Origin of the sequence: Aeromonas simiae, from assembly GCF_014892695.1 — a bacterium.
In the GTDB taxonomy this organism is placed as follows: Bacteria; Pseudomonadota; Gammaproteobacteria; order Enterobacterales; family Aeromonadaceae; genus Aeromonas; species Aeromonas simiae.
The window spans coordinates 1,627,088-1,652,215 of sequence record NZ_CP040449.1 but is presented as its reverse complement, the minus strand read 5'-3'; the positions used below and the strand labels follow the sequence as shown (position 1 = coordinate 1,652,215).

The following is a 25,128-nucleotide window of genomic DNA, read 5'->3' as shown; positions in this document are numbered from 1 at the left end:
CGGCCATCCGGCCGCCCTGCATCACATCAGGCATCTGAACGGGATCAGGCCAGTCGCTTGAGGAGTTTCTCCGCCTCGGCACGCTGACTGTCGGAGCCCTGCGCCGCCGCCTCTTCCAGCAGCTCGCGCGCGCTCTCCTTGTCATCGATCTCGAGATAAGCGCGGGCCAGATCCAGCTTGGCGCCCACACCACCATCATCGGCATCGACATCAAAGCCGGAGCTCTCTGGCAGCACTTCGGGGAAGCCATCTAGGCCCACATCGAGCGACACATTCTGATAGGGCTCGTCAGAGCTGGCGCCGTGACCGGCGTCAGCCAACAGAGCGTCAATCTCCACATACTGCTCCTGCTGGGCGACATCACGCTCCGGCAACGGGGCCGCCTCGGACTCGCGGAAGGCCTCGGCAAAATCGAGCGCCAGCTCATCGTCTTGGCTGACATCGGGAGCGGCCTCATCACTCAAGGCCTGCTGCGGCGCTTCGCTCTCGGCCAGCACCTTGTCGAGCTCGGCATCGAGCTGGCTGAGATCAAACACCTCTTCGGCCAGTTCGGACGAGATCGGCGCCGCACTCTGCGCGGCGGTGGCGGTAAAGGGCGACAACTCGGGCTCATCGACCGCCTGCGGCTCGGGCACCAGATCCGGGTCCTGACTGGGTGTCAGCCCCACCGCCGAGTCATGTTCACTTTCGTCATGGAACACCAGATCGGGTTGCGCTTGCAGCGCAGAAAGCTCCGGCTCAGCCGACTCGCTGTGCGGCGGCTCCGGCACCAGAGGCGCCACTCCGGGTGCCAGCAGATCATCAAACTCATGGGAATCTTGATCATCGAAGAAGGCGGTCGTCGACTCCGACAGGCTCTTCTCCTGCTCCTCCAGCTCGCGGCGAGCACGGGCACGCAACCAGAGGGTGACCAGCGCCAGGACCAGAAGCACCGGCAGCAAAATGATCATGGCCAGATTAAGCGGCGATGAAAGCAGCTCCACCAACCAGTTCTTTTCCGTTGACGCCGGTGCGGCGGCTGGGGGCTGCCCCTGCAACTTGCCCTTGAGCTCACCGATCTCTTTTTGCAGCGCAGCCTGATCCACCAGTTGCGCCTTGAGGGTCTCCAGCTCCTGCATCTGGGACTCCACCCTCAGCTTGAGGCGGTGATTGGTCTCACTCACCTGGGCCAGCTGATTGGTGGTGTCATCGAGCGCCAGCTTCATCTCGGTGGCGTTGCCCGGCAGGTCGGTCGCCGTCTGCGGCGGCAAGGGGGCCGGAGCCACCACGGCACTGCTGACTGCTGGCACCAGCGCGACGGCGCTGGAGACGGCGGCAGAAGTGCTGGCCAGCGCAGCCGAAGGGGCGGCCTCGGTCTTGACCGGAGCAGCAGGCGGCAACGCAGCACGGCTCGCGGAGGGGGCCTTGGCCTGCGCCTTAGTGGGCAGCGGTGCCGCGCCATTGCGGGGGGCCGGCTTGGGTTGGCTGGCCACCTTGGGGTGCACCGTCAGGTTACGCACCTCTCCCAGCTCCCGATTGGCCTGGTACTTGGGACTGATCCCCTTCCAACTGGCATTGTCACTGCGAAAACGCGAGATGGCCTCGGCCTCGGAGATGCGCCGCGCCTCCTGCTCGGTGGGGAGCAGGATCGATGAGCCGACCAGAATATGGTTGATGTTGCCATCGGCGAAGCTGCGCGGATTCTTCTCGTAGATAGCCACCATGGTCTGGTAGACGCTGACCCGACTGCTAGGACGATAACGGCTGGCTAGGCTCCACAGGGTATCGCTACGGCGCACCGGGCCATAACGCTCGCTGCGAGTGGTCGTGGCCGGAGCCCCCCCCCTGGCGGTTGCCGCCGGCTGGGCAGCCGGCTGAGAAGATGCCGGCGTAGCGGCGGCGCGCCCCGGCTCATCCGGCCCCTTGAGTTCGACAAAGAAGGGCTCACGCTGCTCCCCATGGGCAGGAGTCAGCAGGCCCAAAACCAGCAACGTTGCCAATGCTATGCGGGAATGTCCCATATTCGTTCCTTGTTTGACGGCCCTATCGCATTGAAAAATTTGGATAGTTAACCCGTATTTTGTCGAAACACTATAATTCAGCCGGCGTTCACAGACCAGTTGTCGGCACGCCTTCGCTGACATTTCATGCAGCCGGGGTGACCTCGGTCATGATTCCCCCCCATTGCAAGCTCACAGATAATCGCGCAGCAGCACCTCTATCGCCTGCAGGGCTCCTTGTGCCACGCCGCTACGGACGTTATCGGCCACCAGCCACAGATCCGCACCCAACGGATGTGAAACGTCCTGACGCACCCGCGCCACCAGCACCTCATCACGGCCATTGGCATCGACCACGGGTGAAGGGACCCCCTCCTCCTCCTCGAACACGGCCACCCCGGGCGCTGCGCGCAAGATGGCACGGATCTGCTCGGCATCAAGGGGTTGCAACAATTCAAGGTGCAGCGCCAGCGCATCCCCGTAAAACACGGGCACCCGAGCCAGCGTCGGGTTGATGGCGACATCGCTGCCAAGGATCTTCTGGCTCTCTTGCAGCAACCGCCACTCCTCGCTGCTATAGCCATTGTCGAGCATGCTGCCGCACTGCCCCAGCACATTGAACGCGATCTGGGCGGGGAAACAGGCCGGCTCGACCGGACGGGCGTTGAGCAGGGCGGCGGTCTGACCGGCCAGCTCGCTCACCCCTTCCGCACCCGCCCCCGCCACGGCGAGATAGCCGGCCACGTTGGCACGCGCGACCCCCACCTCGGCATGCAGCGGACGTAATACCGCCAGCAGCTGGCTGGTTACGCCACAGGCCAGCGCAATCAGGTTACGTTGGCGAAAATCGCCGAGCGCATCCGGGTTGGCCCCCATGTACACCAGCGGCACCTCGTCATCGCTGATGAAGGCGCCGCTGGTATCTAGCACGATACAGCCCTGCTCGGCCGCCGCATCGGCCCAGCGCAGGCTCTCCTGCGCGGAGCACAAAAACAGCGCCAACTGGGCTTCGGCCCAGTCAAAGTGGGCCACATCCTCGACATCCAGATTGCGCCCCATGGCACGCACCGTCTCTCCGGCTTCGTCGGCACTCCCCAGCGCGACGACGCGTCCGATGGGAAGATCGCGCTCTTCTAACAGTTCCAGCACGGATTGGCCGACAGAGGTGGTGGCCCCGACAATGGCCAGGGTGAGTTGTTGACTCATCAAGATGACTCCTTTAAATGCATGAAACGGATGTGCCACGCACACCCGTCGTGATCTCAGTAGCTGGCAGGGGAAAAACCGAAAGCGTGCAGGGCGGCCAGACTCATCGCCCCTTCCAGACGCAGCGAGGAGAGCTCACGCCGCTCCAGGTAACATTTGCGCTGTCTGTCAAAACTGCCGGGCAGTCCCAGCTCGCGGCGAAAACGGGCATCATCACGGCGCACATCATACACAAGGTGCACCAGACGGCCGATAAGCGCTTGGCTCGGCGGCTGACCCAGGGTCAACGCAAGGACATCGGGGGCCGGCAGTAAAGAGGCCAGCTCCTGGCGCGGCGAGCGACCCAGCCGGGTACAGAGCGCCTCATAGAGCATCCAGGTGCCGCGCGCCTTTCCCTCTAGGCTATAACCGGCGATATGGGGGGTGGCAATCTCGGTGTGAGGCACCAGCTCGGTGAGAATGTCGGGCTCATGCTCCCACACATCCATGACCAGCGAGAGCGGGGCAGCGCCGCGCTGACGCTCGAGCAGGGCCTGATTGTCCCACACCTCACCACGCGAGGCATTGATGAGAAACTGGTTCGCCCGCAGCGCCGCAATTCGCGCCGCATTGAGCAGGTGCCAAGTGGCATCGGTGCCCTCACGGGTAAGCGGCACATGAAAGCTCACCACGTCGGCCTGCAATGCCTCCTCGAGCGAGATAAACGACCCAGCCCCTTCCGCTCTGGCTCGCGGAGGATCGCAATAGCACACCTGCATGCCCAAGGCGCTCGCATGGCTGGCCACGGCTCGCCCTGTGTTGCCGGCACCGACGATGGCCAGCGTCATACCAGCGAGCGTCAGGCCATGGCGCTCGGCCAGCACCAGCAGCGCACTCAATACATAGTCACCCACCGAGATACGGTTGCAGCCAGGGGCGCTGGCAAACGCGATACCCCGCGCAGCCAGCAGAGGCTGATCCACATGATCGGTGCCTATGGTGGCGGTGCCGACAAACTGCAACCGGCTGGCCTGCGCTAGCAGATCGGCGTTAACCCGGGTCACCGAGCGCACCAGCAGCACATCTGCCTGCGCAAGCTGAGCGGCGGTCATGTCGCGCCCCGGCAGCAGCGTCACCTCACCCAACTCGCCAAACAGCTCGCGGACATGGGGCATGTTCTCATCGGCCACTATTTTCAGCATGCTTACCTCTTCCGGCCCAGACCTCTTGGAAGGGCGCATTCTAACGCAAAGCCGGCGCCGATTTCATGCACCTTCGCCTTGACCCAACACCTCAGAAAGGCACAATGCGCGCTTCACGCTATCGGAGCCCCCCATGCTGACCAACGCCCGAGTGATCACCTTCAGCTCAGCCTTGATCCTGCCCCTCGCCCTGCTGGCTTGCTCGGGTTGGACCCCCTTTCTCAACAGCAATCTGCAACAAAGCGGCCTCTATATTGCCTATCTACTCTCAGGCACGGTCGGGTTGCCGGGGCTGATCGCCACCACCGCCCTGCTGCTGCTGATCACGTATATGAAGTTGCGGCTGGGTCGCCGCGAGTGGCTGCTGCTGCTCGGCGCCTTGGCCGCACTGCTGTTTGCCGACTGGTGCATCAAATCGCTTATCAAACATCTGACCCAGGAGCCGCGTCCCTATCTGGTCTGGCTCTCGGCGCAGCAACTGCTGCCTGCGCTCGATCAGTTTTATCGCCAAAGCTGCGAGCTACGTGCCGAGCAGGTCCATGCGGCCAGCCAACTGCTCGCCCTGCCCGCCTGGCTGGCCAACCACTGGCAGCACGGGGTGAATTACGCCTTTCCCTCCGGCCATACCATCGTCACCATCACCTTGGCCCAGTTTTTTGGGCTCATCTGGCTAGCACGGGCCCCCCGCGGTGCCTGGCTACTGCCACTGTGGGCGCTGGCGGTGGGGATCTCGCGCCTGATGCTCGGCATGCATTGGGTCGCCGATCTGCTGGCCAGCGCCATTTTGGGGTCACTGACCGCGCTCTTGGCGGTCCGTTGGTGGTTACATCACAGCCAACCTTAAACAGTGACTAGTTACTTCTATTTACTTTTCTGGCTTTGACCAAAGCGGCCTATTTTTTTACAATCCTTCCCCCTTTCACTTCGAGTGCCGATGAAGATGAGTGATTCGACTCACAGTAAATTGATTATTCTGGGTTCCGGCCCGGCCGGTTACACCGCCGCCGTCTATGCAGCCCGTGCCAATCTCAACCCGCTGCTCATCACCGGCATGCAGCAAGGTGGTCAGCTCACCACCACGACCGAAGTCGAAAACTGGCCCGGTGATCCAGAAGGCCTCACCGGCCCCCTGCTGATGGAGCGCATGAAGGCCCATGCCGAGCGCTTTGAAACCCGGATCCAGTTTGATCACATCAACGAAGTCACCCTCACCGAGCGTCCTTTCCGTCTCAAGGGCGACAGCGGTGAATACACCTGTGATGCACTGATCATCGCGACCGGCGCCTCTGCCAAGTACTTGGGGCTTCCCTCCGAGGAGTCGTTCCAAGGGCGTGGCGTCTCCGCCTGCGCCACCTGCGATGGATTTTTCTATCGTAATCAAGAGGTTGCCGTTATCGGCGGCGGTAATACCGCCGTGGAAGAGGCGCTTTATCTCGCCAACATTGCCAAGAAAGTGCACCTCATCCACCGCCGCGACGAGTTCCGCGCCGAGAAGATCCTGATCAAACGTCTGCACGAGAAGGTCGAGGCTGGCCAGATTGAGCTGCACACTCACCAGACTCTGGATGAAGTGCTGGGCGACGCCATGGGCGTTACCGGTGTTCGTTTGCGCAGTACCCAGGATCAGAGCCTGAGCGAGTTGCCGCTGATGGGGGTCTTCATCGCCATCGGCCACCAGCCGAATACTCAGATCTTCGAGGGTCAGCTTGAGATGCAAAACGGTTATCTCAAGGTGCGTGGCGGCCTCGATGGCTTCGCCACCCAGACCAGCATCGAAGGCGTCTTTGCCGCCGGCGACGTGGCTGACCACAACTACCGCCAGGCGATTACGTCGGCCGGAACAGGCTGTATGGCCGCACTGGATGCCGAACGTTACCTCGATTCTTAACTATCACGTCGGAGAGTCATCCCTGTCACTCATTGCCAAGCTCAAGACGCTATCCAAACCAGAAATATGAAAAAAGCCATTAAACAGAAAATCCTTATCGTCGAAGACAGTCTGACTATCCGACGGATGCTGACGCAAGCATTGCGCCAGCAAACAGAACTGGAAGTCGACGCATTCGAGACCTTAGGGGAGACTCGTCACTGTAATGGCGAAGATTATTTAGTCGCGCTCGTCGATCTCACGCTGCCAGATGCCCCTTCTGGTGAAGCCGTCACCGTGTTGATGGAACGCAAGTTACCTGTCGTGATACTCACCGCAGACATCAGCGAAGAGAAGCGAGCGCATTGGTTAGAAGCCGGCGTCTTGGACTACGTGATGAAAGACTCACGCCACTCCCTGCAATACGCCATCGGTCTGGTGCATCGTCTTTATCTCAATCAACAGATCGAGGTATTGGTCGTTGATGACTCTGTCACGGCTCGTCATCGCACGGCCACTCAGCTGCGACGCCAGTTGTTGAACGTGCATGAAGCCTGTCACGCCCAAGAGGCATTGGTCATGATGCGCGACCACCCTCAAATACGGTTGCTGCTGATTGATTACCATATGCCCAAAATTGACGGAATTAGTCTCGTCCGTCGCTTGAGAGAGCGTTATAACAAGCAGCAGTTGGCCATTATTGGCATCTCAGGCTCAGACAAGACCGGTCTGTCGGCTCGCTATCTTAAACAAGGGGCGAACGACTTTCTGAATCAGCCGTTTGAGCCTGAAGAGTTGCAGTGCAGAGTGAGCCATAACCTGGAGGCGCTCGAGCATTTCGAGCGCATTCAAGATGCTGCCAACAGGGATCATCTGACCACCCTCTATAACCGTCGCTACTGGTTTAGTGAAGGCCAGAAATGGTTTGACGAGCTCAAAGAGCAGAATGTCCCGATGGGCATTTGCATGATTGATGTCGATCACTTCAAACAGATTAATGACACTTGGGGTCATGATGTGGGCGATCAGGTGCTTCGCCATCTCAGTCAACAGCTCAAGAAGTTTTTCCCTGATGCATTGCTGGCCCGTTTCGGTGGTGAAGAGTTTGCACTCATGCTGCCTCGCTTCACCGGATGTGCCCTATCAAACCGTATCGAGGAGTTTCGACTGCACATGCGAGATCTCCCGTTATCCAAAGATACCCCACTCTTTGTAAAAGCCAGTTATGGGGTACTTAGCGTGGATAATATGGGGTTGAGCGAAGCATTGTGTGAAGCCGACCGTTTGCTCTACATCGCCAAGACCACCGGGCGTGACAAAATCATGACCCATGAGCTAGAAGCTGCGGCCGTTGCGGGCGCAGCCTAACCTAATAGGTGCGGTCGACACGCACGCCATCGTCAAAATAGAGGATCCTGGCCTTATCTCCACTCGCAAACACCATGGCCGGATCGTAATCCTGAATCACGTTGATGAGCTTGCCATCCTCACCACGGATGAGCAGCTCAACCAACTTGTACTCCACCGTCTCACCCTGCGACTGGTAATACTGGGCCGCACCGGCCCCCGCCAGCGCGCCGACAGCCGTCGCAATTTCACGCCCATGGCCACCGCCGAACTGGTTGCCAAGCAGGCCGCCTAACAGGGCTCCCCCCAAGGTCTTCCACCCCGAGTGTTCAGACTCGAGTACCTGGCGCTGGGTGATATTGCGTACGCTCTCCACCGTCCCAAACACCACCTGGTTGACCGGGCGAGCCGTATTACGCTCGTAAACACCGGCAGCGACGGGTACGGTGACAAAGCAGAGCAGGCTGGATAGTATCAATAGAAGACTCTTCAACGCGGTACCTCTTGGATGTCGATGTATCTCACCCAACTGGATGCCAATCCGACCCGATTTCCCGAGCCCGAGCTGGCGCTGGATGAACCAAACGGCCTGTTAGCCATCGGCGGGGATCTCTCCCCTGCCCGATTGCTGTCAGCTTACCACAGCGGCATCTTTCCTTGGTATGAGCCCCATCGCCCCATTCTCTGGTGGTCGCCCGATCCACGCGGCGTGCTCGAGCCGGCGCGCCTGCATGTAGGTCGGAGCCTACGCAAGTTGTGGCGCCGCGGTGAATTCCACATTTGGATCAACCGTGACTTCAATAGGGTGATCGAGGGGTGTGCAGCGCCACGCCGGACTGCCGATTCCACCTGGATCAGCCAGGAGATGATGGCTGCCTACCAAATGCTGCATCGTCTTGGGCACGCACACAGCGTCGAGATTTGGCAGCAAGAGCGGATGGTAGCCGGTCTCTATGGCCTCTCCCTGGGTCAGGTGTTCTGCGGCGAGTCCATGTTTAGCCTCATCGACAACGGCGCCAAGCTGGCCATGCTGGCATTGTGCCGCCATTTGACCACCTTCGGCGGCGAACTCATCGATACTCAGATGCAGAATCCATTTCTTGCAAGCATGGGGGTCGAAGAGTGGCCAAGATCGCAATTTCTCGAGCGGTTGCGCTCACTGACCCAGCGCCCTCTTTCCCCCGGATGCTGGCAGACCAGAGAGGTGTGGTATGACTGAAGAAGTGATCCTCAAAGTAGGCCTAACCCCTCAGCATGCCTGTAGCTACTTGGGAGAGCGGCGCGAACAGCTGCTGGTGCTGATGGATCACTCCCTGCTCACCCCCAGCGGCTATGAACGCCTACTCAGTGCCGGCTTTCGCCGCAGTGGCGGCGACATCTATCGCCCCCACTGCCCTGCCTGCTCCGCTTGTCAGTCACTGCGCATTCACAGTGACGATTTTATCCCTACCCGCCGGCAACGAAGGATCTGGCAACAGAACGGGGATCTTGAGGTGATCCTGAGTAGTGAGGATAAACCGGAGTATTACGCTCTCTATGAACGCTACATCCGCGAGCGGCATGCCGATGGCTCCATGTATCCCCCGAGTCGCAGCCAGTATCACGGTTTTCTTCACTGCCACTGGATGCCGCCACGCTATCTGGAGCTGCGCCTTGGCGAACGTCTGCTCGCTGTAGCCGTTACCGACCTGATGCCCCACTCACTGAGTGCCATGTACACCTTCTTCGATCCTGACGAAGCCGGTCGCTCTCTGGGGGTCTTTGCCATCATGAAACAACTGGAGCTGGCGCGCCACAGCGGACGAAACTGGGTCTACCTTGGCTATCTGGTCGAAGGGTGCCGCAAGATGAGCTACAAGCGTGAATACCACCCTCATGAGCTGTTAATAGACAAGGAATGGAAAAAAGTGACCTGACTTTGCGAGTAAACTTTACACATAGCCTTAAATCCGGCATGATCTCGCCGTTTTTTGTTGTGGCTTATCAAGAGGATTCAATGGCTAAAGAAGACAGTATTGAGATGCAAGGCACCATTCTGGAGACTCTGCCCAATACCATGTTCCGGGTGGAACTTGAGAATGGTCACGTCGTGATCGCCCATATTTCCGGTAAGATGCGCAAGAACTACATCCGCATCCTGACCGGTGACAAAGTCACCGTTGCCCTGACCCCGTACGATCTCTCCAAGGGACGCATCGTTTTCCGCTCTCGCTAAGCCAGGAATTCAAACAAAAACCCCAACCTGATGGTTGGGGTTTTTGTTGTCCTGCCCTTAGAAGATCAAGGCTGTAGTACCGCACCTGTCACCTGGAAATCGAAGGTTAAACCTTCCTTGCCCAGATCAACCCTGACACAACCCCCATCCACCAGTGAGCCAAACAGGATCTCATTGGCCAGCGGCTTCTTGAGCTGCTCCTGAATGACCCTGCCCATCGGGCGGGCTCCCATGGCGCGATCATATCCCTTCTCCGCCAACCAGTGCCGTGCTGCTTCGGAGATCTCGAGGGATACCCCCTTGGCATCCAGTTGCACCTGCAACTCGACGATGAACTTATCGACCACCTGATTAATCACCTCCATATCGAGGTGGTTAAACCAAATGATGTGATCGAGGCGGTTACGGAACTCCGGCGTGAATGTCTTGTTGATCACCGACATCGCATCGTGGCTCATGTCCTGTTGCTGGAAACCTATCGACTTGCGCTGCGTCTCCTGCACCCCGGCGTTGGTGGTCATCACCAGGATCACGTTACGAAAATCGGCTTTTCTGCCGTTATTGTCGGTCAGAGTCCCGTTGTCCATCACCTGTAACAACAGGTTGAAAACATCGGGGTGGGCCTTTTCAATCTCATCGAGCAGCACCACCGAGTGGGGATGTTTAATCACCGCATCGGTTAGCAACCCGCCCTGCTCAAAACCAACATAACCGGGAGGGGCGCCGATGAGCCGTGAGACAGTGTGGCGCTCCATGTACTCGGACATGTCAAAGCGCAGCAGCTCAACCCCAAGCGCTTTGCCCAGTTGTTGGGTGACCTCCGTCTTGCCCACCCCTGTGGGGCCGGCAAACAGGAAACAGCCCACCGGACGGCGCTCGTTACCAAGACCGGAGCGAGCCAACCGGATCGCATCCGTCAACACCGTAATGGCGCGGTCTTGCCCAAACACCACCATTTTCAGGTTGCGCTCGAGATTTTTCAGGATCTCCTTATCGGAAGCTGACACCGACTTCTCCGGGATACGTGCAATCTTGGCCACGATGGCCTCGATCTCGGGCACATTGATCACCTTCTTGCGCCGGCTCACCGGCTGCATCCGCTGGCTGGCACCGGCTTCATCGATGACATCGATGGCTTTGTCTGGCAGGTGACGATCATTGATGTATTTCGCCGCCAGCTCAGCCGCCGCCCGCATCGCCTTGGCGGTGTAACGCACGTTATGGTGCTGCTCATAACGGCTCTTGAGTCCCATCAGGATCCGAGTGGTGTCATCCACGCTGGGCTCGACAATGTCAATCTTCTGGAAGCGCCGCGCCAGCGCGTGCTCCTTTTCGAAGATCTGTGAGTACTCCTGGTAGGTGGTTGAACCGATGCAGCGCAGCATGCCGTTGGAGAGCAGCGGCTTGATGAGGTTTGCCGCATCAAGTTGCCCACCCGAGGCAGCCCCCGCGCCGATGATGGTGTGGATCTCATCGATGAAGAGGATGGCCCCCTCCTGACGCTCCAACTGTTTGAGCAGTACCTTGAGGCGCTTTTCGAAATCACCGCGATACTTGGTACCGGCCAGCAGCGACCCCATGTCGAGCGAGTAGATGGTACTGCCTGCGATCACCTCGGGGACCTCCCCCTTGACGATCCGGTAAGCCAGCCCTTCTGCAATCGCGGTCTTGCCGACCCCAGCCTCACCAACCAGCAGGGGATTGTTCTTACGGCGGCGGCAGAGCACCTGAATGGTTCGGTTGAGCTCCTGATCCCGGCCAATCAAGGGATCTATGCGCCCCTCCAGCACCAGTTGGTTGAGGTTCGTGGCAAAACTTTCGATCTGGGCCGAAGAGACATCATCCTCCCCTTCCCCAGCCTGTCCCCCTTGCTCCGGCTTATTCTCCTTGCGTGCACCATGGGAGAGGAAATTGACCACATCAAGGCGGCTGACCTCAGATTTTTTCAGAAAATAGGCCGCCTGTGACTCCTGCTCACTGAAAATGGCCACCAATACATTGGCGCCATTGACTTCGGTATTGCCCGATGACTGCACGTGGAACACAGCGCGCTGCAAGACTCGCTGAAAGCCAAGGGTAGGTTGGGTTTCACGATCTTCGTCATCACGGGGAATAATGGGGGTCGTTTGATGGATGAAGGCCGCGAGCTCCTGGCGCATCTTTTCAAGATCTACGCCACAAGAGATGAGCGCTTCACTGGCAGAGGGGTTGTCCAGCAGGGCCAGCAGCAGGTGCTCAACGGTCATAAACTCATGACGCTCGTCGCGGGCAACCTTGAAGGCTTCGTTCAGCGTCTTTTCCAGATCCTTGTTCAACATAGGCACCTCCCCTTACTACAGCGTCATTGTGGTGTCATTGCGTTTCTGTCATTGCTCATGCCTTTTCCATGGTACACAGCAGTGGATGCTCATTCTTGCGAGCATAGGTATTGACCTGGACTACCTTGGTTTCAGCAATCTCTGCGGTAAAGACACCACAGATCCCCTTGCCGCTATAATGCACACTCAGCATCACCTGAGTCGCCTTGTCCAGATCCATGGCGAAGAACCGTTGTAGCACTTCGACTACAAAGTCCATCGGGGTATAGTCGTCGTTGTTCAACACCACCTTGTACATGGGAGGGGGCTGCAGATCGACTTTTGCGTCAGCAACAACCTCTTCATTTACAAAGAGTTCTTTTTGTTTTGCCATACCTTCTATGGATACCTTTAGATTACTACCCGCCACGAGCGGGTTGTCAACCGCTTTTGTTAACGGCGTCACACGATGCTGTTAACAACTTCTTGACTCGTCGAGTTCTTAGACTAAATTGGTTACTTGCTAATCTGCCCCGCGGCCGAGGCAGGATACCTTTTCAATTTATAATGGGCGGGCGCAGGTTACTCAACGACTTTAGGGTAATCAATAAAAGGATGTAGATGTATGGCAACCGGAACAGTCAAGTGGTTCAACAACGCTAAGGGGTTTGGATTTATCTGTCCAGAAGAGGGGGGTGAAGATATTTTTGCTCACTACTCGACCATCCAGATGGAGGGATACAAGACGCTCAAAGCTGGCCAAGCGGTACAGTATGAACTGCAAAAAGGCCCCAAGGGCAATCATGCATCGGTTATTGTGCCGACAGAAGCACAAAACATCTAACGATAAGAGCAGCACGGTCCCAGTTCTTGCACCGCCTCCCCTTCGGGAGGCGGTGTTGTTTTAGGGCCTATGCATCGGCCGCAGGATGCACTGCGCCATGACGACCCCGCTCAGGGTCAAGATGCCTCCCAGAAGGTGGGCCATGGTCAATTGCTCCCCAAGCAGCCAGACGGCAAGCGAGGCCGTCATCAGCGGCAGCAGATTCAGATAGATAGCTGTGCGATTAGCCCCCAGTAAGGCAATACCCTGCATCCAGAGCCAAGGGGAGAGCGCCGAGGTCGGGATCCCGGCATACAGGATCAGCCAGAGCGCCTGCCGGTCAGGTAAGGTGCCATCGACCAGAAAAAAGTAGGGGGTCAGCAGCAGCAGGCTGCACAACACCTGACCATAGAGCATCATCCAACTGTCGAGCCCCAGCGTCCAGCGCCGCAGCAGCACGCTATAAAGCGCGTAAGTGAACGCAGAGAGCAGCATATAAATGTCACCGATGGCAATGCCATGGCGCAGCACACTCAAGGGATCGCCCTGTCCCAGCAACACCGCCAGCCCGCACAGCGACAGTACGCCCCCGAGCAGCGCCCCCCAGGTTGGCGGCTCACGCAGCAGCAGTGAGCTCAGCAGTACCGTCATGAGCGGGGTCAGTCCCATCATCAGCCCAATTTCCGTGGCGCCCAGGGTTTTCGCCGCGCAATAGCCGAGGGTCTGGTTAAGCACCATGCCAAGCAGCGCTAACGCCATCAGCTTGTGACCACTGCGCACCAGTCGATGGCGCAGGCGCCATGCTCGAGCCCCCAACACAGGGGTCAGCACCAGTGCCGCGATCAACCAGCGTGACCAAGAAAGAGCCGCGGGCGACATGATCTGCATCGCTAGTTTGCCGGCAATGCCGTTACCGGCCCAGATGGCGATACAAGAGAGGGGAAATAGAAACGCGAGCGAAGGCATGGGAGCCACCGAAGAGAAAGTGTCGCCATCTTAAGACAGTTGTTCGACTGACACAATTTGAACAGGGACAGAGTCTGGCACATAAGAGGCCCCTTGCCCTATCTCTTCAGGTGGCCTCTGCCCACAATGCCCCCAACTCATTGTCATAAGGAGTGTACGATGAACAAGTCCATGTTGGGGGGCGTGCTAGTTGGCGTCGTCAGCGCCCTGACGCTCTCTGCCGTTGCCAGCGGTAATCTGCTCCAACGTCAACCAGACAGTGCCCAAGTGCTGGCCGTCAAACCGGTCACCCGTACCGTCAAGATGCCGGAGCAAGTCTGCGAGCAGGTCAGCGTAACCCACCGTCGTCCGGTGCAAGATGAGCACAAACTCGCCGGTACCATCATAGGTGCAACGCTCGGCGGCGTGCTCGGACACCAGATTGGCGGAGGCAACGGCAAGAAGCTGGCCACGGCGGCGGGCGCCGTGGCGGGGGGGTATGCCGGCAATCAGGTGCAAGGCAACATGCAGCGCGCCGATACCTACACCAGCAACGAGCGTCGTTGTCGTACGGTGCAAAAGGAGCGTGAAGCGTCGCTTGGCTATGATGTCACCTACCGCCTCTCCGGTCAGGAGGGGGTCGTGCGCATGACACACCAGCCGGGTAACACCATTCCGGTGCGCGATGGTCGGCTCATATTGGATCAAGAGCCCCTGGCCAACCCGGGGTGAGGCGCATAAAAAGCCCGGCTCTTGCCGGGCTTATCCTGTCAACTCCGTCGCCGGATCTTGCGGATTTCGTGCTCATAAAAGCCTTCGTCCGTATCGGGGCGAGTGTGGAAAATTTTCAAAAACCACATGTATTGCTCAGGATAACGGGTGAGCAACGACTCGACCGACTGATTCATCACCAGTGTATCGTGGGTCATGTCGCCGCTTGGATAAGGGTCGGGCAACGGCTCGATCACCAACTCGTAGCGCAGCCGATCCTCGTTATAGATGGCCAGCATCATCAAGGGTACGGCACCGGTCAACTTGCACAATCGGGGCAGTGCCGGCAAGGTCGCTTTATCCATCCCAAAGAAGGGAACGAAGATGCTCGCCTCACGCCCGTGATCCTGATCTGGCAGATAATAGAAGCCGCCACCGGCCCGCAAATGCTTGATGATGGGTTTAAGACCGGCACTGCGTTCGTACACATGGCCGCCCCCGCGCCCCCGCTCCATGTTGATATAGCGATCGAACACTTCACTCTTGGCACTCTTCATCATGGTGCTCATGGGGAAAGGCTTGCGGTTGGCGATGATTCGGCCGCAAAAATCGATGGCCCAGGTGTGTGGCACCACAAAGATCACCGACTTCCCCGCCTCTTTAGCAGCCTCAACATGCTCCCATCCTGTCACCAGGGTGCGCTGCTCAAGATACTCGGGAGAACGCACACTCAGCTCACCAAAACTGGCAAAGGTTTTAATGCCCACCCGCATGCATTTATGCAGCAGCGCCTCGCGCGCCTCAGGGGTGAGCTGGGGAAAGCAGATCTCCAGATTGGTACGAGCGATATAGCACTGCTTCTTGGAAAAACGCACCAGCAGTGGCGCCAGTACATCACCCAGACGGTCGCGCAAACGCGCCGGCACATACCCAAGCAGATGCAACAGGCCAACCCCTAACCAAGCGCCCCAATGACGGGGATGCAGCAGCCCCCGATGGAAAGAGGTATCAAAAATGGGATCGTTCTGACTCATGTTTCGAGCTTCATAACCGAGTGACAAAGGGCACATTTTAGCGGTTTGTGGGCTCAAGCTCAAAGCGAGCGCGCCTGCATCTCATCGGAAAGCGGCATATAATGGCGCCAGACTGCACCGTCCCCAGCGGGACACTGACGAGGAATGTTCATGAAGAAAAACGTCATCTGTGACATTGACGGCGTGATCCTGCACAACAATGACCTGATCCCGGGGGCCGATCACTTCGTGCATCGCCTGCTCGAGCAGGGCACCAAACTGCTGTTTCTGACCAACTATCCGGCGCAAACCCAAAAAGATCTGCAAAACCGTTTCCTCGCAGCCGGCGTCTCAGTACCAGAAGAGTGCTTCTATACCTCCGCCATGGGCACCGCCGACTTTCTCAAGCGCCAGGAGGGCAAGAAAGCCTATGTGATCGGCGAAGGGGCGCTCACCCATGAACTCTACAAGGCCGGCTTCACCATTACCGACATCGATCCCGACTTCGTGGTCGTCGGTGAGACCCGTAACTACAACTGGAGCATGATGCAGCTCGGCGCCAAGTTTGTCTCTCAAGGGGCCCGTTTCATCGCCACCAACCCCGATACCCATGGCCCACTGATGTACCCCGCCTGCGGCGCACTGTGCGCCCCCATCGAGCGGATGACCGGCAAGAAGCCCTTCTATGTCGGCAAGCCAAGTGCCTGGATCATCCGTGCAGCACTCAACCGGATGGAGGCCCACTCCGATGACACCATGATCATCGGCGACAACCTGCGCACCGATATCCTGGCCGGTTTTCAGGCCGGTCTTGAGACCGTGCTGGTGCTCTCAGGGGTCAGCAAGGTCGAGGATATCGACCTGGTTCCGTTCCGCCCCAACCACATTTTCGATTCGGTACAAGACATTACCCTGGTGTAATCCGCTGCGGCAGGGCCGCTCGGCTCTGCTGCTATCCCTCCCCCTTTATTTGATCTGCCCTTGCCGCTGGCCCCCTCAGCCAACGAGATCACGCCGGCCACCACGGCAACGCCTTTCCGCCTCCCCCTATGGGGCATTTTCCGCCCCGCCGAATTTTGTCCGGTTTTTCTATTTGCAAACGAGGAAGGCTCTGGCATTGTGAGAAACGAGGAATGTAAACGGACTTTCGGGCCCAAACGTGGGGGGCCCAACAAAAATAAAGAGGATTTACATCGATGTGTTCCATCTTCGGTATTCTGGACATCAAGTCTGATGCGGTCAGCTTGCGCAAGACCGCCCTCGAGATGTCCAAGCGACTGCGTCATCGCGGCCCTGACTGGTCCGGCGTCTACAGCACCGACAAAGCCATTTTGGTGCATGAGCGCCTGGCTATCGTCGATCCGGGCAATGGCGCTCAGCCTCTCTACAACCCGGAACGCACCCACGTGCTGGCCGTCAACGGCGAGATTTACAACCACAAAGAGCTGGAAAAGAGCCTCAAGGTCGACTTCGAGTTCCAGACCCACTCCGATTGCGAGGTGCTGCTGGCCCTCTATAAGGAGAAGGGCCCGGCGTTTCTTGACGATCTCAACGGCATCTTCGCCTTTATCCTCTACGACGCCGAGCAAGATGCCTATCTCATCGGCCGCGATCACATGGGGATCATCCCCCTCTACACCGGCCGTGACGAGCACGGCAACTTCTATGTCGCCTCTGAGATGAAGGCATTGGTGCCGGTGTGCAAGAGTGTCGAGACCTTCCCGCCCGGCCACTACCTGTGGAGCAAGGATGGCGAGCTGAAGAAATGGTATCAGCGCGACTGGATGAGCTATGAGGCGGTCGAGCACAACGTCAGCGACAAGGCTGAACTCAAAGCCGCCATGGAGGCCGCGGTCAAGCGCCAGCTAATGTGTGACGTGCCTTACGGCGTGCTGCTCTCTGGCGGTCTCGATTCGTCCATCATCTCCGCCATCACCAAGCTCTATGCGGCGCGCCGCATCGAAGATGACGGCAAGAGCGAAGCCTGGTGGCCCCAACTGCACTCCTTTGCCGTCGGCCTCAAGGGCTCCCCTGACTTGGCCGCAGCCCAGAAAGTGGCCGATGCCCTTGGTACTGTGCACCACCAGATCCACTTCACGGTGCAAGAAGGGCTGGATGCCCTGCGGGACGTCATCTATCACCTCGAGACTTATGACGTTACCACCATCCGCGCCTCCACCCCCATGTATCTGATGGCGCGTTACATCAAGGCGATGGGGATCAAGATGGTGCTCTCCGGCGAAGGCTCCGACGAGCTGTTTGGTGGCTACCTCTACTTCCACAAGGCCCCGAACGCCCGCGAGTTTCACGAAGAGACGGTGCGTAAACTCGATGCCCTGCACCTGTATGACTGCCTGCGCGCCAACAAGTCGATGGCCGCCTGGGGCGTCGAGGGGCGAGTGCCGTTCCTTGACAAGGAGTTCATGGACGTGGCGATGCGCCTCAACCCCGTCGACAAGATGTGTGGTCACGGCAAGATTGAAAAACACATCCTGCGCGAGGTGTTTGGCGAGCTGCTGCCCCACGAAGTGGCCTGGCGCCAGAAGGAGCAGTTCTCCGACGGCGTGGGTTATTCGTGGATCGACAGCCTCAAAGCCATGGTGGAGCAAGAGGTGACCGATCAGATGTTCGAGGCGGCAGCTTACCGCTTCCCGGTCAACACCCCGCTGACCAAGGAGGCCTACTACTACCGCGCCATCTTCGAGGAGCACTTCCCGCTCGAATCGGCCGTCCGCACCGTGCCTTACGGCAAGTCGGTGGCCTGCTCCACCCCCACCGCCCTGGAGTGGGATGCCAAGTTCAAGGAGCTGGCCGATCCGTCAGGGCGCGCCGTGCTCGACGTGCACCAGCAGGCTTACTGATCGCTGGCGCACCATCGCAACCACCCCCGCTTAGGCGGGGGTGGTTGTTTGTAACGCTCGCCGGTCACCCCATCTTTTCACAAGGAGCGTGCATGAAGACCCTTTGCGCCGTGCTGCTGGCCGGCGCCCTGATCACCCCCTTTGGCGCCAGCGCCACCTGGGCCGAGGGGCAACCCGGCTACAGCCAGCGCTACGATCCGGCCCGTCGCCCCCTCGATGATCTGCTGGCGGCCCGCATGAAGGCGGCCAGCGAACGCAAAAAAATCCTGCTGCTGGTCGGCGGCGAATGGTGCAACTGGTGTCAGACGATGGAGCGCTTTCTCAATGCCAAGGCGTCGCTGGCCCGCTCTCTGACCGAGACCTTCGTGGTGGTGAAGGTCAATGTGAGCGATGAGAACCGGAACGAGGCGTTCTTGCGCCACTATCCGGCCTATGAGGGCGTGCCCCACTTTTATGTGCTGGATCAGCAGGGCAACCTGCTCGAGTCAATCAATACCGGCCTGCTGGAGCAGGGCGAGAGCTATAACCAAGAGACCTTTCACCAGCTGATCGAGCACTTTGCCACACGTTGATCACGCCTCCCCCAAATGACGGCCAAACTCGCGGGCCAGGGCCAGATCGAGAAACCCGTCTCCCCTCTTGTGGGTGCGCAAGAACTGGTAGAAGGCGAGCAAGCGGACCAATGACTCCGGCTCGTGATCGAGCACCATCCCCTGCTCCGCCAGCAGGGCGAGCGCCCCTTGCAGCGCCTCCCTGTCCACCACCTCGGCCTGGCGATAGAGATAACCGCAACCGGTCGCCAGCCACTCCAGCGAGCAGTTCGCCCCCATGGCAATCTGGTTGGCCTTGGTCAGACTCGGCTCGGCCCCCTTGAGGTATTTGCGAATAAGGGCCTCGGAGAGGCCGACTTTGCGGGCGAAAGCGCTGACGCTCCCCGCCCCGATGAGCTGGCTCAAGCGTTCGGCAAAAACGGACATTGTCGTACCATGGTTCGAACTGAATAGGGTGAGCATCTTGCCATGCCCCCCGGGCTTGGCCAAGATGGGACACTTTCCGCCACGGAGCTTTAACCATGCAACGCCTCGCTTTGCACCCGCAAGGGCCTGAATTCTCTCGCTTCATCATGGGCTACTGGCGCCTGATGGAGTGGCAGCTCTCCCCTGCCGCCCTGCTCGATTTTATCAAGTTTCACCTCGATCTCGGGATCACTACCCTTGATCATGCCGACATCTATGGCGGCTACCAATGTGAGCAAGCCTTTGGCGCCGCCCTGCGCCTTGAGCCCTCCTTGCGCGAACGCATGGAGGTGGTGAGCAAGTGTGGCATCGCCCTGACCGCAGATCCCGCCCATCAGCTCAACCACTACAACACCAGTCGCAGCCACATCATCGCCAGTGCCGAGCGCTCCTTGAACCACTTGGCGGTGGACAGTTTGGATCTACTGCTCATCCACCGCCCCGATCCGCTGATGGATGCCGACGAGGTGGCCGAGGCCTTCGTACGCCTTAAGGAGTCGGGCAAGATCCGTCACGCCGGGGTATCGAACTTCACCCCGAGCCAGTTCGCCCTGCTGCAATCGCGTCTGCCCTTCCCGCTGGTGACCAACCAGGTCGAGATCTCGCCACTGAACCAGAGCGCCACCCTAGATGGCACCCTGGATCAGTGCCAGCAGCTGGCCGTGCGCCCCATGGCCTGGTCCTGCCTCGGCGGCGGTCGGCTGTTCCATGCCCCCGAATACGCTCCGCTGCGCCATGAGCTGGAGACCATCCGCCACGAGGTGGGAGCCGAGACCATAGAGCAGGTGGTCTACGCCTGGGTGCTGATGCTCCCCTCACGCCCCTTGCCCATCATCGGCTCGGGCAAGCGCGAGCGTATCGCCCAGGCCGCTCGCGCCAGCGACCTCGTCCTGTCACGCCAGCAGTGGTTTCGCATTCGCAAGGCGGCGCTGGGTTACGATGTGCCGTGACCAAAACAAAAGAAGGCACCCCTCGGGGTGCCTTCTTCTTTATCTCAACGCATCAGCCGTGACGCGGCGGACGTGATGGACGGCGCGGAGCATCCGTCTTCGGTTTGGCCTGGTTGACGGTCAGGGTGCGGCCACCGGTTTCGGTGCCGTGCAGACTCTTGATCGCCGCCTCAGCCTCACTGCTAACCGGCATTTCGATGAAGCCAAAGCCCTTGGACTTGCCGGTTTCACGATCGATGATGATGTCGACTTTGTCGACTTGGCCGAACTGGGCAAACAACTGTTGCAGTTCGTCACTCGTCATCCGGTACGACAGATTCCCTACGTAAATCTTCATGCCATCCACTCTCGATTCAAGGTGCCTTCACTGTGCATCACCACCAGCGGATAAGGCCACAACCCCGCCGATTGTCCGTCGGGACAGCTCCCGACCTCTCCCTGTCACAGCGAAACCACAGCGAGACAGGCAAGCCATTTCTTGGGTCAGTATCCTGTCTTTACTACGGATTGTCGAGAAAATAGTCGGTCACGCCCCCCGCAGTGGCGCCAGGATCGATCGTAACCTGCGCGGTCGCTGCCAGGCGCGGTGAAACGCAAAACGGTAGACATCGGGGGCAACCTGATAGGCCTGCTCAGGAGCCAGACGAAGTAGCGCCAGCCCCTGTGCCAGCATCGCTTCGCTCAACTGCAAATCCAGTGCAAAGCCCAACCACTCCCCTTGATGCCCGACCTGACGCTCCAGATGCACCTGTTGCAGCGCGCTGCGTGGCAGGGCCAACGCCATATCGCGCCCCCCATCGAGCAGATAAAGCTGTTGGGCATCCCAGCCCAGCTCCGCTAGCCGCCACGCCTGCCAACTGCGTGGCATCAACAGCATCAGCGCCACCAAGGCGCCAAAGAGCAGTGCGACCCAGTGGGGAAAGGTCATCGCACCGAGACCCGACACCAGTGCCCAGCCCACGGCCCCCAACGCCGCCGCCAGCAACATGGCAATGACCCAGAGGTAGGGTGCACGAGGCGGTGCCAGCACGGTCACATCGGGGCGGCGCACCAGCTCACTCACGCGCAGGGAAGAAGGAGAGATCATTCTGAATTCCTTGAAAAAGAGGGCGCCACATTGTGGCCACTGCGCTGGGTAGAGGCAAGTCACATGGCTGGCTGCGCCCCCCCTGGCTTGCTATGCTGGCCTGGTTCGATTTTCCAAGGAGTGTTGTCATGTTTCTCTCCCTGCTGCTTGCCTCGGCCCTTCAGGCTGAAGCGATCGGCGGCTATGCAGGCGGTTGTCTCAAAGGGGGCCAACCACTGCCGCTCGAGGGCCCCGGTTACGAAGTGATCCGGGCCAAACGCCTGCGCTACTATGGCCACCCGGATCTCATCCACTACCTGACCCAGTTAGCCAGTCAGACCCAGCAGGCGGGTCTGCCCAGCCTTTATATCGCCGATCTGGCCATGCCCCACGGCGGCCCCTTTAGCTCGGGCCATCGCAGCCATCAGACCGGGCTCGATGCCGACATCTGGTTTCGCATGAGCGATCGCCCCATCGGGAAAAGTGAGCAGGATAACCCCGCCGAGTGGCCCCTCATCGACGAGCCCAGTTACCGGATGCTGCCCGGCCGCTTTGGCCCACAGCAACTCACCTTGCTCAAGCTGGCAGCCCAGGCCCGCGAGGTCGAGCGCATCTTCATCAATCCCGCCATCAAGGCCGAGGTATGTCGGCAGGCCCCTTATGATGACTGGGTGGGCAAACTCAGGCCCTGGGTCGGCCACTTTAGCCACTTCCATGTGCGCCTGCGCTGCCCGGCTGGCAGCCCGGAGTGCGTGCCGCAGGCCCCGATCCCGCCCGGTAACGGCTGCGGGGCCGAGCTGGCCTCCTGGCTCAAGGACAAGCCGCAACTGCCCAAGGTATCGGTGGCCAACCGCCGCCTCCCCCCCCTGCCAGCGCGCTGTGGATGATGTTCAAAAAGAGGCTGAACTGTTATGGTGATGCCCTCAAAATCATGAAGGAGAACAAGATGATAGTTCGCCACACATGGCGCCGTATCACGCAGGGTATGCTGCTGCTTCCCCTGCTCTTTTCGCTCACCGGCTGCGGGGTCAACACCATCCCCGAGCTCGACGAGCAGGTCAAGGCAAGCTGGGGTCAGGTCGAGAACCAGTACCAGCGCCGCGCCGATCTCATCCCCAACCTGGTGGCCACCGTGCAAGGCTATGCCAAGCACGAGCAGGAGACCCTCAAGGCGGTCACCGACGCGCGGGCCCGGGTGGGCAGCATTCAGGTCAATGATCCAGCCCAGCTCCAAGCCTATGATCAGGCCCAGACCCAACTCTCCAGCGCCCTCTCGCGCCTGATGGTGGTGGCCGAGCGCTATCCCGATCTCAAGGCCGACCAGCAGTTCCTCACCTTGCAGGCCCAATTGGAAGGCACCGAGAACCGCATCAGCGTGGCCCGCCGTGACTACATCGAGTCGGTGCGCCGCTTCAACACCGAGATCCGCACCTTTCCGGGGGTGATCTGGTCCAAGCTGCTCTATTCCGATCTCGAGGCCAAGCCGAGCTTTAGCGCCAAACCGGGCAGCGAAGAGGCGCCCAAGGTGAGCTTCCAATGAGCGCGGTTCCCCGACCTTGGTGGCTCCTGCTGTGGCTATGGGCACTGGCCCTGCAGGCAGCCCCCCCATTCCCGACCCTGAGTGGCCGGGTGGTCGACGAGGCCCAACTGCTTGATCCCAGCCAGCGTGAGAGTGAAACCCGCCGCTTGGCCGCCTTCGAGCAGGCCAGCGGTATCCAGCTAGTGGTGGTCACCCTCCCCTCATTGCAGGAGATGCCCATCGAAGAGTTCGGTTACCAGCTGGGACGCCACTGGGGCATAGGTCAGAAAGGCCAAGACAATGGCCTGCTGCTGATCATCGCCCCCAGTGAGCGCAAGGTGCGCATTGAGGTCGGTTATGGTCTGGAAGGCACTCTGCCCGACGCCATCGCCGCCAACATCATCCAGCGCCGCATCCTGCCCCAATTTCGCCAGGGCGACTTTGCCAGCGGCATCGACGCCGGCGTCACCGCCATCATCCAAGCCCTTGAAGGCCAGTACCAGCCGGTGCAATCCCAGCGCGACGACAAAGACCGCGGTTTCTGGCTGTTCGTGCTGATGGTCACCATCATGATTCTGCTGCACACCTTCCGCGGTGGGCGGGGCGGTGGCGGAGGCAAAGGGGGGCGCGGTGGTCGCAACGGCTTCTACGTGGGTGGCGGCAGCGGTCTCTCCGGCGGCTTTGGCGGCCCCCGTAGTGGCGGCTTTCGCGGCGGCGGCGGTAGTTTTGGCGGTGGCGGTGCCTCCGGCGGTTGGTAATTCAAGGAACAGAGCATGATTTCCAAGCAATTTTTTCACACTCTCAACACCCGGGTGCGCAAGGCCGAGCAGGCCACCGACGCCGAGCTGGTCACCGTGCTGGCCCCCGCCAGCGACGGCTATCGCTTCATCCCGACCCTATGGGCTGCCCTGCTGGCCATGCTCACCCCGCTGCTGGTACACGAGCTGGGGTTCTGGATGGACTGGCACGAGATCCTCATGGTGCAGTGGGCCGTCTGGCTGCTGCTCACCCTGCTGTTTCAGTGGACCCCCATCAAGATGTGGCTGGTGCCCGCCTCGGTGAAGCACCACCGCGCCTCCTTGATGGCCCGCCTGCAATTTATCGAGCAGGGGCTGCACCGCACCCGGGATCGCCTCGGCGTGCTCATCTTCGTCTCGGTGGCTGAACACTATGTGGAGATCCTGGCCGACGACGGCGTAGCCCAACACATCGAAGATCACGTCTGGCAAGAGCTGATCGACGACTTTGTCGAGCAGGTGCGGCGCGGCAAGGTGGAAGAGGGCTTCGTCGAGTGCGTGCAGCGTACCGGCGAGATCCTGGCGGATGTCTTCCCCCCCACCCATGAGCGCAACGAGCTTTCCGACGATTTGGTGGTGCTGGATCAGCCGTGAGGCGAGAAAAGCGCCAACCGCTGCTCACCCCATGAGCAAATGAAAAACAGCATGAAAAATAAGGGGAAAAAGTGTTGACCACCGCGCACCTTTCCCCTAAATTACGCCCCGTTCCGACGCACAGCGCGGCACCGTGGAGTTTGCCCACGTTAACAACAACCGACAATTTGGTGAGGTGTCCGAGTGGCTGAAGGAGCACGCCTGGAAAGTGTGTATACGGCAACGTATCGAGGGTTCGAATCCCTCCCTCACCGCCAAATGATAAGCCCAAGCAATTCAATTGCTTGGGCTTTTTCTTTGTCTATCACATGGCGATCATGCCAGATGTCGGTACGTCTCTTATTTTTTAGCTGCCTGTGCGGCAGCGAGGCCACCAAAACGCAGCAACTGGGCGCGCTTACCTTTCTGAGCTGCCTGTGCGGCAGCGAGGGGTGATGCTAATTGTGACGGGGCCCCCTTGGGTTTCTGAGCTGCCTGTGCGGCAGCGAGGTCAATCCGGGGTCTCTGTATCGGGTTGGCGAGTTTCTGAGCTGCCTGTGCGGCAGCGAGGTGGCTGGGACACGTCGCCGAAATGAACGAGCATTTCTGAGCTGCCTGTGCGGCAGCGAGGTTTCTTTAGGCTATCCATACCGCGACCGGCGCTTTCTGAGCTGCCTGTGCGGCAGCGAGGAGCGTGATGGTGACATTGTTCGTACCGTTTCTTTTCTGAGCTGCCTGTGCGGCAGCGAGGAAGTCATTATG

Annotated in this window: 27 protein-coding genes, 1 tRNA gene and 1 CRISPR repeat array (1 of these 29 running past the window's edge); of the genes, 17 read left to right on the top strand and 11 right to left on the bottom strand. The window is 59.6% G+C overall.

The features are described from left to right. Window positions 1–44 precede the first annotated feature (44 nt). From FE240_RS07770 to FE240_RS07760, 3 genes are all read right to left on the bottom strand, one after another. Window positions 45–2,000, bottom strand: coding sequence for a FimV/HubP family polar landmark protein (locus FE240_RS07770; RefSeq protein ID WP_193004047.1), 1,956 nt, complete (start codon window positions 1,998–2,000; stop codon window positions 45–47). A gap of 171 nt (window positions 2,001–2,171) precedes the next feature. Beyond that, window positions 2,172–3,185, bottom strand: coding sequence for an aspartate-semialdehyde dehydrogenase (locus FE240_RS07765; protein ID WP_193004046.1), 1,014 nt, complete (start codon window positions 3,183–3,185; stop codon window positions 2,172–2,174). A 56-nt stretch (window positions 3,186–3,241) separates the two neighbouring features. Further along, window positions 3,242–4,363, bottom strand: coding sequence for a 4-phosphoerythronate dehydrogenase (locus FE240_RS07760; protein ID WP_193004491.1), 1,122 nt, complete (start codon window positions 4,361–4,363; stop codon window positions 3,242–3,244). Window positions 4,364–4,499: 136 nt separating this feature from the next. Here FE240_RS07760 and FE240_RS07755 point away from each other — a divergent pair, with 136 nt between their 5' ends. From FE240_RS07755 to FE240_RS07745, 3 genes are all read left to right on the top strand, one after another. Continuing rightward, the gene (locus tag FE240_RS07755; RefSeq protein WP_193004045.1) at window positions 4,500–5,210 is read left to right on the top strand and encodes a phosphatase PAP2 family protein; all 711 of its coding nucleotides are present in this window, start codon (window positions 4,500–4,502) and stop codon (window positions 5,208–5,210) included. 96 nt (window positions 5,211–5,306) lie between these two features. Further along, window positions 5,307–6,254, top strand: coding sequence for a thioredoxin-disulfide reductase (trxB, locus tag FE240_RS07750; protein WP_042047445.1), 948 nt, complete (start codon window positions 5,307–5,309; stop codon window positions 6,252–6,254). Between the two features lie 78 nt (window positions 6,255–6,332). After that, window positions 6,333–7,601 (top strand): diguanylate cyclase, encoded by a 1,269-nt coding sequence (locus tag FE240_RS07745; protein ID WP_193004490.1) that lies wholly within the window; start codon window positions 6,333–6,335, stop codon window positions 7,599–7,601. Window position 7,602: 1 nt separating this feature from the next. Here the strand turns inward: FE240_RS07745 and FE240_RS07740 are convergent, their stop codons facing one another. After that, window positions 7,603–8,073 (bottom strand): glycine zipper 2TM domain-containing protein, encoded by a 471-nt coding sequence (locus FE240_RS07740; protein WP_193004044.1) that lies wholly within the window; start codon window positions 8,071–8,073, stop codon window positions 7,603–7,605. A 15-nt stretch (window positions 8,074–8,088) separates the two neighbouring features. Between FE240_RS07740 and aat the strand changes: the two genes are divergently transcribed. From aat to infA, 3 genes are all read left to right on the top strand, one after another. Then, window positions 8,089–8,799 carry a leucyl/phenylalanyl-tRNA--protein transferase gene (aat, locus tag FE240_RS07735; RefSeq protein ID WP_193004043.1) on the top strand — a complete coding sequence of 237 codons (711 nt, stop codon included), beginning with the start codon at window positions 8,089–8,091 and terminating at the stop codon, window positions 8,797–8,799. Further along, window positions 8,792–9,496, top strand: a complete 705-nt coding sequence (locus tag FE240_RS07730; RefSeq protein WP_042047342.1) for an arginyltransferase — start codon at window positions 8,792–8,794, stop codon at window positions 9,494–9,496. Before aat ends, FE240_RS07730 begins: the two co-directional genes overlap by 8 nt. An 80-nt stretch (window positions 9,497–9,576) precedes the next feature. Then, the gene (gene infA / locus FE240_RS07725; RefSeq protein WP_005300033.1) at window positions 9,577–9,795 is read left to right on the top strand and encodes a translation initiation factor IF-1; all 219 of its coding nucleotides are present in this window, start codon (window positions 9,577–9,579) and stop codon (window positions 9,793–9,795) included. A 65-nt stretch (window positions 9,796–9,860) separates the two neighbouring features. Here infA and clpA read toward each other — a convergent pair whose 3' ends face one another. Both clpA and clpS read right to left on the bottom strand, forming a co-directional pair. Continuing rightward, window positions 9,861–12,113 (bottom strand): ATP-dependent Clp protease ATP-binding subunit ClpA, encoded by a 2,253-nt coding sequence (gene clpA / locus FE240_RS07720; protein ID WP_193004042.1) that lies wholly within the window; start codon window positions 12,111–12,113, stop codon window positions 9,861–9,863. A gap of 55 nt (window positions 12,114–12,168) precedes the next feature. Further along, complete coding sequence (gene clpS, locus FE240_RS07715; protein ID WP_193004041.1) at window positions 12,169–12,486, bottom strand: ATP-dependent Clp protease adapter ClpS; 318 nt, start codon at window positions 12,484–12,486, stop codon at window positions 12,169–12,171. A gap of 231 nt (window positions 12,487–12,717) precedes the next feature. On the opposite strand from clpS, the gene cspD reads away from it, so the two are divergent. Then, on the top strand, window positions 12,718–12,936 hold the full coding sequence (gene cspD, locus FE240_RS07710; protein WP_042047347.1) for a cold shock-like protein CspD: 219 nt from the start codon (window positions 12,718–12,720) through the stop codon (window positions 12,934–12,936). A gap of 60 nt (window positions 12,937–12,996) precedes the next feature. Here cspD and FE240_RS07705 read toward each other — a convergent pair whose 3' ends face one another. Next, window positions 12,997–13,881, bottom strand: coding sequence for a DMT family transporter (locus tag FE240_RS07705; RefSeq protein WP_193004040.1), 885 nt, complete (start codon window positions 13,879–13,881; stop codon window positions 12,997–12,999). Window positions 13,882–14,040: 159 nt separating this feature from the next. On the opposite strand from FE240_RS07705, the gene FE240_RS07700 reads away from it, so the two are divergent. Beyond that, on the top strand, window positions 14,041–14,592 hold the full coding sequence (locus tag FE240_RS07700; RefSeq protein ID WP_193004039.1) for a glycine zipper 2TM domain-containing protein: 552 nt from the start codon (window positions 14,041–14,043) through the stop codon (window positions 14,590–14,592). 38 nt (window positions 14,593–14,630) lie between these two features. Here FE240_RS07700 and FE240_RS07695 read toward each other — a convergent pair whose 3' ends face one another. Further along, complete coding sequence (locus tag FE240_RS07695; RefSeq protein ID WP_193004038.1) at window positions 14,631–15,605, bottom strand: LpxL/LpxP family acyltransferase; 975 nt, start codon at window positions 15,603–15,605, stop codon at window positions 14,631–14,633. Between the two features lie 150 nt (window positions 15,606–15,755). Here FE240_RS07695 and FE240_RS07690 point away from each other — a divergent pair, with 150 nt between their 5' ends. From FE240_RS07690 to FE240_RS07680, 3 genes are all read left to right on the top strand, one after another. Then, window positions 15,756–16,505: an HAD-IIA family hydrolase gene (locus FE240_RS07690; RefSeq protein WP_042047351.1), complete on the top strand. Its 750-nt coding sequence runs from the start codon at window positions 15,756–15,758 to the stop codon at window positions 16,503–16,505. Between the two features lie 275 nt (window positions 16,506–16,780). Further along, the gene (asnB, locus tag FE240_RS07685; RefSeq protein ID WP_193004037.1) at window positions 16,781–18,445 is read left to right on the top strand and encodes an asparagine synthase B; all 1,665 of its coding nucleotides are present in this window, start codon (window positions 16,781–16,783) and stop codon (window positions 18,443–18,445) included. Between the two features lie 92 nt (window positions 18,446–18,537). After that, on the top strand, window positions 18,538–19,017 hold the full coding sequence (locus FE240_RS07680) for a thioredoxin family protein (RefSeq protein WP_193004036.1): 480 nt from the start codon (window positions 18,538–18,540) through the stop codon (window positions 19,015–19,017). On the opposite strand, the gene FE240_RS07675 is transcribed toward FE240_RS07680, so the two are convergent. Further along, the gene (locus FE240_RS07675; RefSeq protein WP_193004035.1) at window positions 19,018–19,422 is read right to left on the bottom strand and encodes a helix-turn-helix domain-containing protein; all 405 of its coding nucleotides are present in this window, start codon (window positions 19,420–19,422) and stop codon (window positions 19,018–19,020) included. Between the two features lie 95 nt (window positions 19,423–19,517). On the opposite strand from FE240_RS07675, the gene FE240_RS07670 reads away from it, so the two are divergent. Continuing rightward, window positions 19,518–20,411, top strand: coding sequence for an aldo/keto reductase (locus FE240_RS07670; protein ID WP_193004034.1), 894 nt, complete (start codon window positions 19,518–19,520; stop codon window positions 20,409–20,411). Window positions 20,412–20,463: 52 nt separating this feature from the next. On the opposite strand, the gene FE240_RS07665 is transcribed toward FE240_RS07670, so the two are convergent. Together FE240_RS07665 and FE240_RS07660 are read right to left on the bottom strand one after the other, a co-directional pair. Continuing rightward, entirely contained in the window at window positions 20,464–20,715 is a 252-nt protein-coding gene (locus tag FE240_RS07665) for an RNA recognition motif domain-containing protein (protein WP_042047357.1), read from the bottom strand. Between the two features lie 222 nt (window positions 20,716–20,937). Further along, a complete protein-coding gene (locus FE240_RS07660) occupies window positions 20,938–21,498 on the bottom strand; it encodes a hypothetical protein (protein WP_226799056.1) in 561 nt (186 codons plus the stop codon). A gap of 128 nt (window positions 21,499–21,626) precedes the next feature. Here FE240_RS07660 and mepA point away from each other — a divergent pair, with 128 nt between their 5' ends. The 5 genes from mepA to FE240_RS07635 all read left to right on the top strand — a co-directional run bounded on the left by mepA (window position 21,627) and on the right by FE240_RS07635 (window position 24,644). Then, a complete protein-coding gene (gene mepA / locus FE240_RS07655; RefSeq protein ID WP_193004033.1) occupies window positions 21,627–22,364 on the top strand; it encodes a penicillin-insensitive murein endopeptidase in 738 nt (245 codons plus the stop codon). A gap of 59 nt (window positions 22,365–22,423) precedes the next feature. After that, complete coding sequence (locus FE240_RS07650) at window positions 22,424–23,017, top strand: LemA family protein (protein ID WP_404800065.1); 594 nt, start codon at window positions 22,424–22,426, stop codon at window positions 23,015–23,017. Continuing rightward, window positions 23,014–23,754, top strand: a complete 741-nt coding sequence (locus FE240_RS07645; RefSeq protein ID WP_193004031.1) for a TPM domain-containing protein — start codon at window positions 23,014–23,016, stop codon at window positions 23,752–23,754. The genes FE240_RS07650 and FE240_RS07645 overlap by 4 nt, the downstream gene beginning before the upstream one ends. Window positions 23,755–23,769: 15 nt before the next feature. Continuing rightward, a complete protein-coding gene (locus tag FE240_RS07640; protein WP_193004030.1) occupies window positions 23,770–24,387 on the top strand; it encodes a TPM domain-containing protein in 618 nt (205 codons plus the stop codon). Between the two features lie 169 nt (window positions 24,388–24,556). Next, window positions 24,557–24,644 (top strand) — tRNA-Ser (locus FE240_RS07635). Between the two features lie 85 nt (window positions 24,645–24,729). Further along, window positions 24,730–25,128: a CRISPR direct-repeat array (repeat unit 28 nt; unit sequence TTTCTGAGCTGCCTGTGCGGCAGCGAGG); it runs 1,009 nt beyond the window's last position.

Bases quoted from the DNA above. Each gene is read 5' to 3' on its own strand.
- FE240_RS07770 (WP_193004047.1), bottom strand. From the start codon at position 2,000: ATGGGACATTCCCGCATAGCATTGGCAACGTTGCTGGTTTTGGGCCTG.
- FE240_RS07765 (WP_193004046.1), bottom strand. From the start codon at position 3,185: ATGAGTCAACAACTCACCCTGGCCATTGTCGGGGCCACCACCTCTGTC.
- FE240_RS07755 (WP_193004045.1), top strand. From the start codon at position 4,500: ATGCTGACCAACGCCCGAGTGATCACCTTCAGCTCAGCCTTGATCCTG.
- trxB (WP_042047445.1), top strand. From the start codon at position 5,307: ATGAGTGATTCGACTCACAGTAAATTGATTATTCTGGGTTCCGGCCCG.
- aat (WP_193004043.1), top strand. From the start codon at position 8,089: ATGTCGATGTATCTCACCCAACTGGATGCCAATCCGACCCGATTTCCC.
- FE240_RS07730 (WP_042047342.1), top strand. From the start codon at position 8,792: ATGACTGAAGAAGTGATCCTCAAAGTAGGCCTAACCCCTCAGCATGCC.
- infA (WP_005300033.1), top strand. From the start codon at position 9,577: ATGGCTAAAGAAGACAGTATTGAGATGCAAGGCACCATTCTGGAGACT.
- clpA (WP_193004042.1), bottom strand. From the start codon at position 12,113: ATGTTGAACAAGGATCTGGAAAAGACGCTGAACGAAGCCTTCAAGGTT.
- clpS (WP_193004041.1), bottom strand. From the start codon at position 12,486: ATGGCAAAACAAAAAGAACTCTTTGTAAATGAAGAGGTTGTTGCTGAC.
- cspD (WP_042047347.1), top strand. From the start codon at position 12,718: ATGGCAACCGGAACAGTCAAGTGGTTCAACAACGCTAAGGGGTTTGGA.
- FE240_RS07705 (WP_193004040.1), bottom strand. From the start codon at position 13,881: ATGCCTTCGCTCGCGTTTCTATTTCCCCTCTCTTGTATCGCCATCTGG.
- FE240_RS07700 (WP_193004039.1), top strand. From the start codon at position 14,041: ATGAACAAGTCCATGTTGGGGGGCGTGCTAGTTGGCGTCGTCAGCGCC.
- FE240_RS07695 (WP_193004038.1), bottom strand. From the start codon at position 15,605: ATGAGTCAGAACGATCCCATTTTTGATACCTCTTTCCATCGGGGGCTG.
- FE240_RS07690 (WP_042047351.1), top strand. From the start codon at position 15,756: ATGAAGAAAAACGTCATCTGTGACATTGACGGCGTGATCCTGCACAAC.
- asnB (WP_193004037.1), top strand. From the start codon at position 16,781: ATGTGTTCCATCTTCGGTATTCTGGACATCAAGTCTGATGCGGTCAGC.
- FE240_RS07680 (WP_193004036.1), top strand. From the start codon at position 18,538: ATGAAGACCCTTTGCGCCGTGCTGCTGGCCGGCGCCCTGATCACCCCC.
- FE240_RS07675 (WP_193004035.1), bottom strand. From the start codon at position 19,422: ATGTCCGTTTTTGCCGAACGCTTGAGCCAGCTCATCGGGGCGGGGAGC.
- FE240_RS07670 (WP_193004034.1), top strand. From the start codon at position 19,518: ATGCAACGCCTCGCTTTGCACCCGCAAGGGCCTGAATTCTCTCGCTTC.
- FE240_RS07665 (WP_042047357.1), bottom strand. From the start codon at position 20,715: ATGACGAGTGACGAACTGCAACAGTTGTTTGCCCAGTTCGGCCAAGTC.
- FE240_RS07660 (WP_226799056.1), bottom strand. From the start codon at position 21,498: ATGATCTCTCCTTCTTCCCTGCGCGTGAGTGAGCTGGTGCGCCGCCCC.
- mepA (WP_193004033.1), top strand. From the start codon at position 21,627: ATGTTTCTCTCCCTGCTGCTTGCCTCGGCCCTTCAGGCTGAAGCGATC.
- FE240_RS07650 (WP_404800065.1), top strand. From the start codon at position 22,424: ATGATAGTTCGCCACACATGGCGCCGTATCACGCAGGGTATGCTGCTG.
- FE240_RS07645 (WP_193004031.1), top strand. From the start codon at position 23,014: ATGAGCGCGGTTCCCCGACCTTGGTGGCTCCTGCTGTGGCTATGGGCA.
- FE240_RS07640 (WP_193004030.1), top strand. From the start codon at position 23,770: ATGATTTCCAAGCAATTTTTTCACACTCTCAACACCCGGGTGCGCAAG.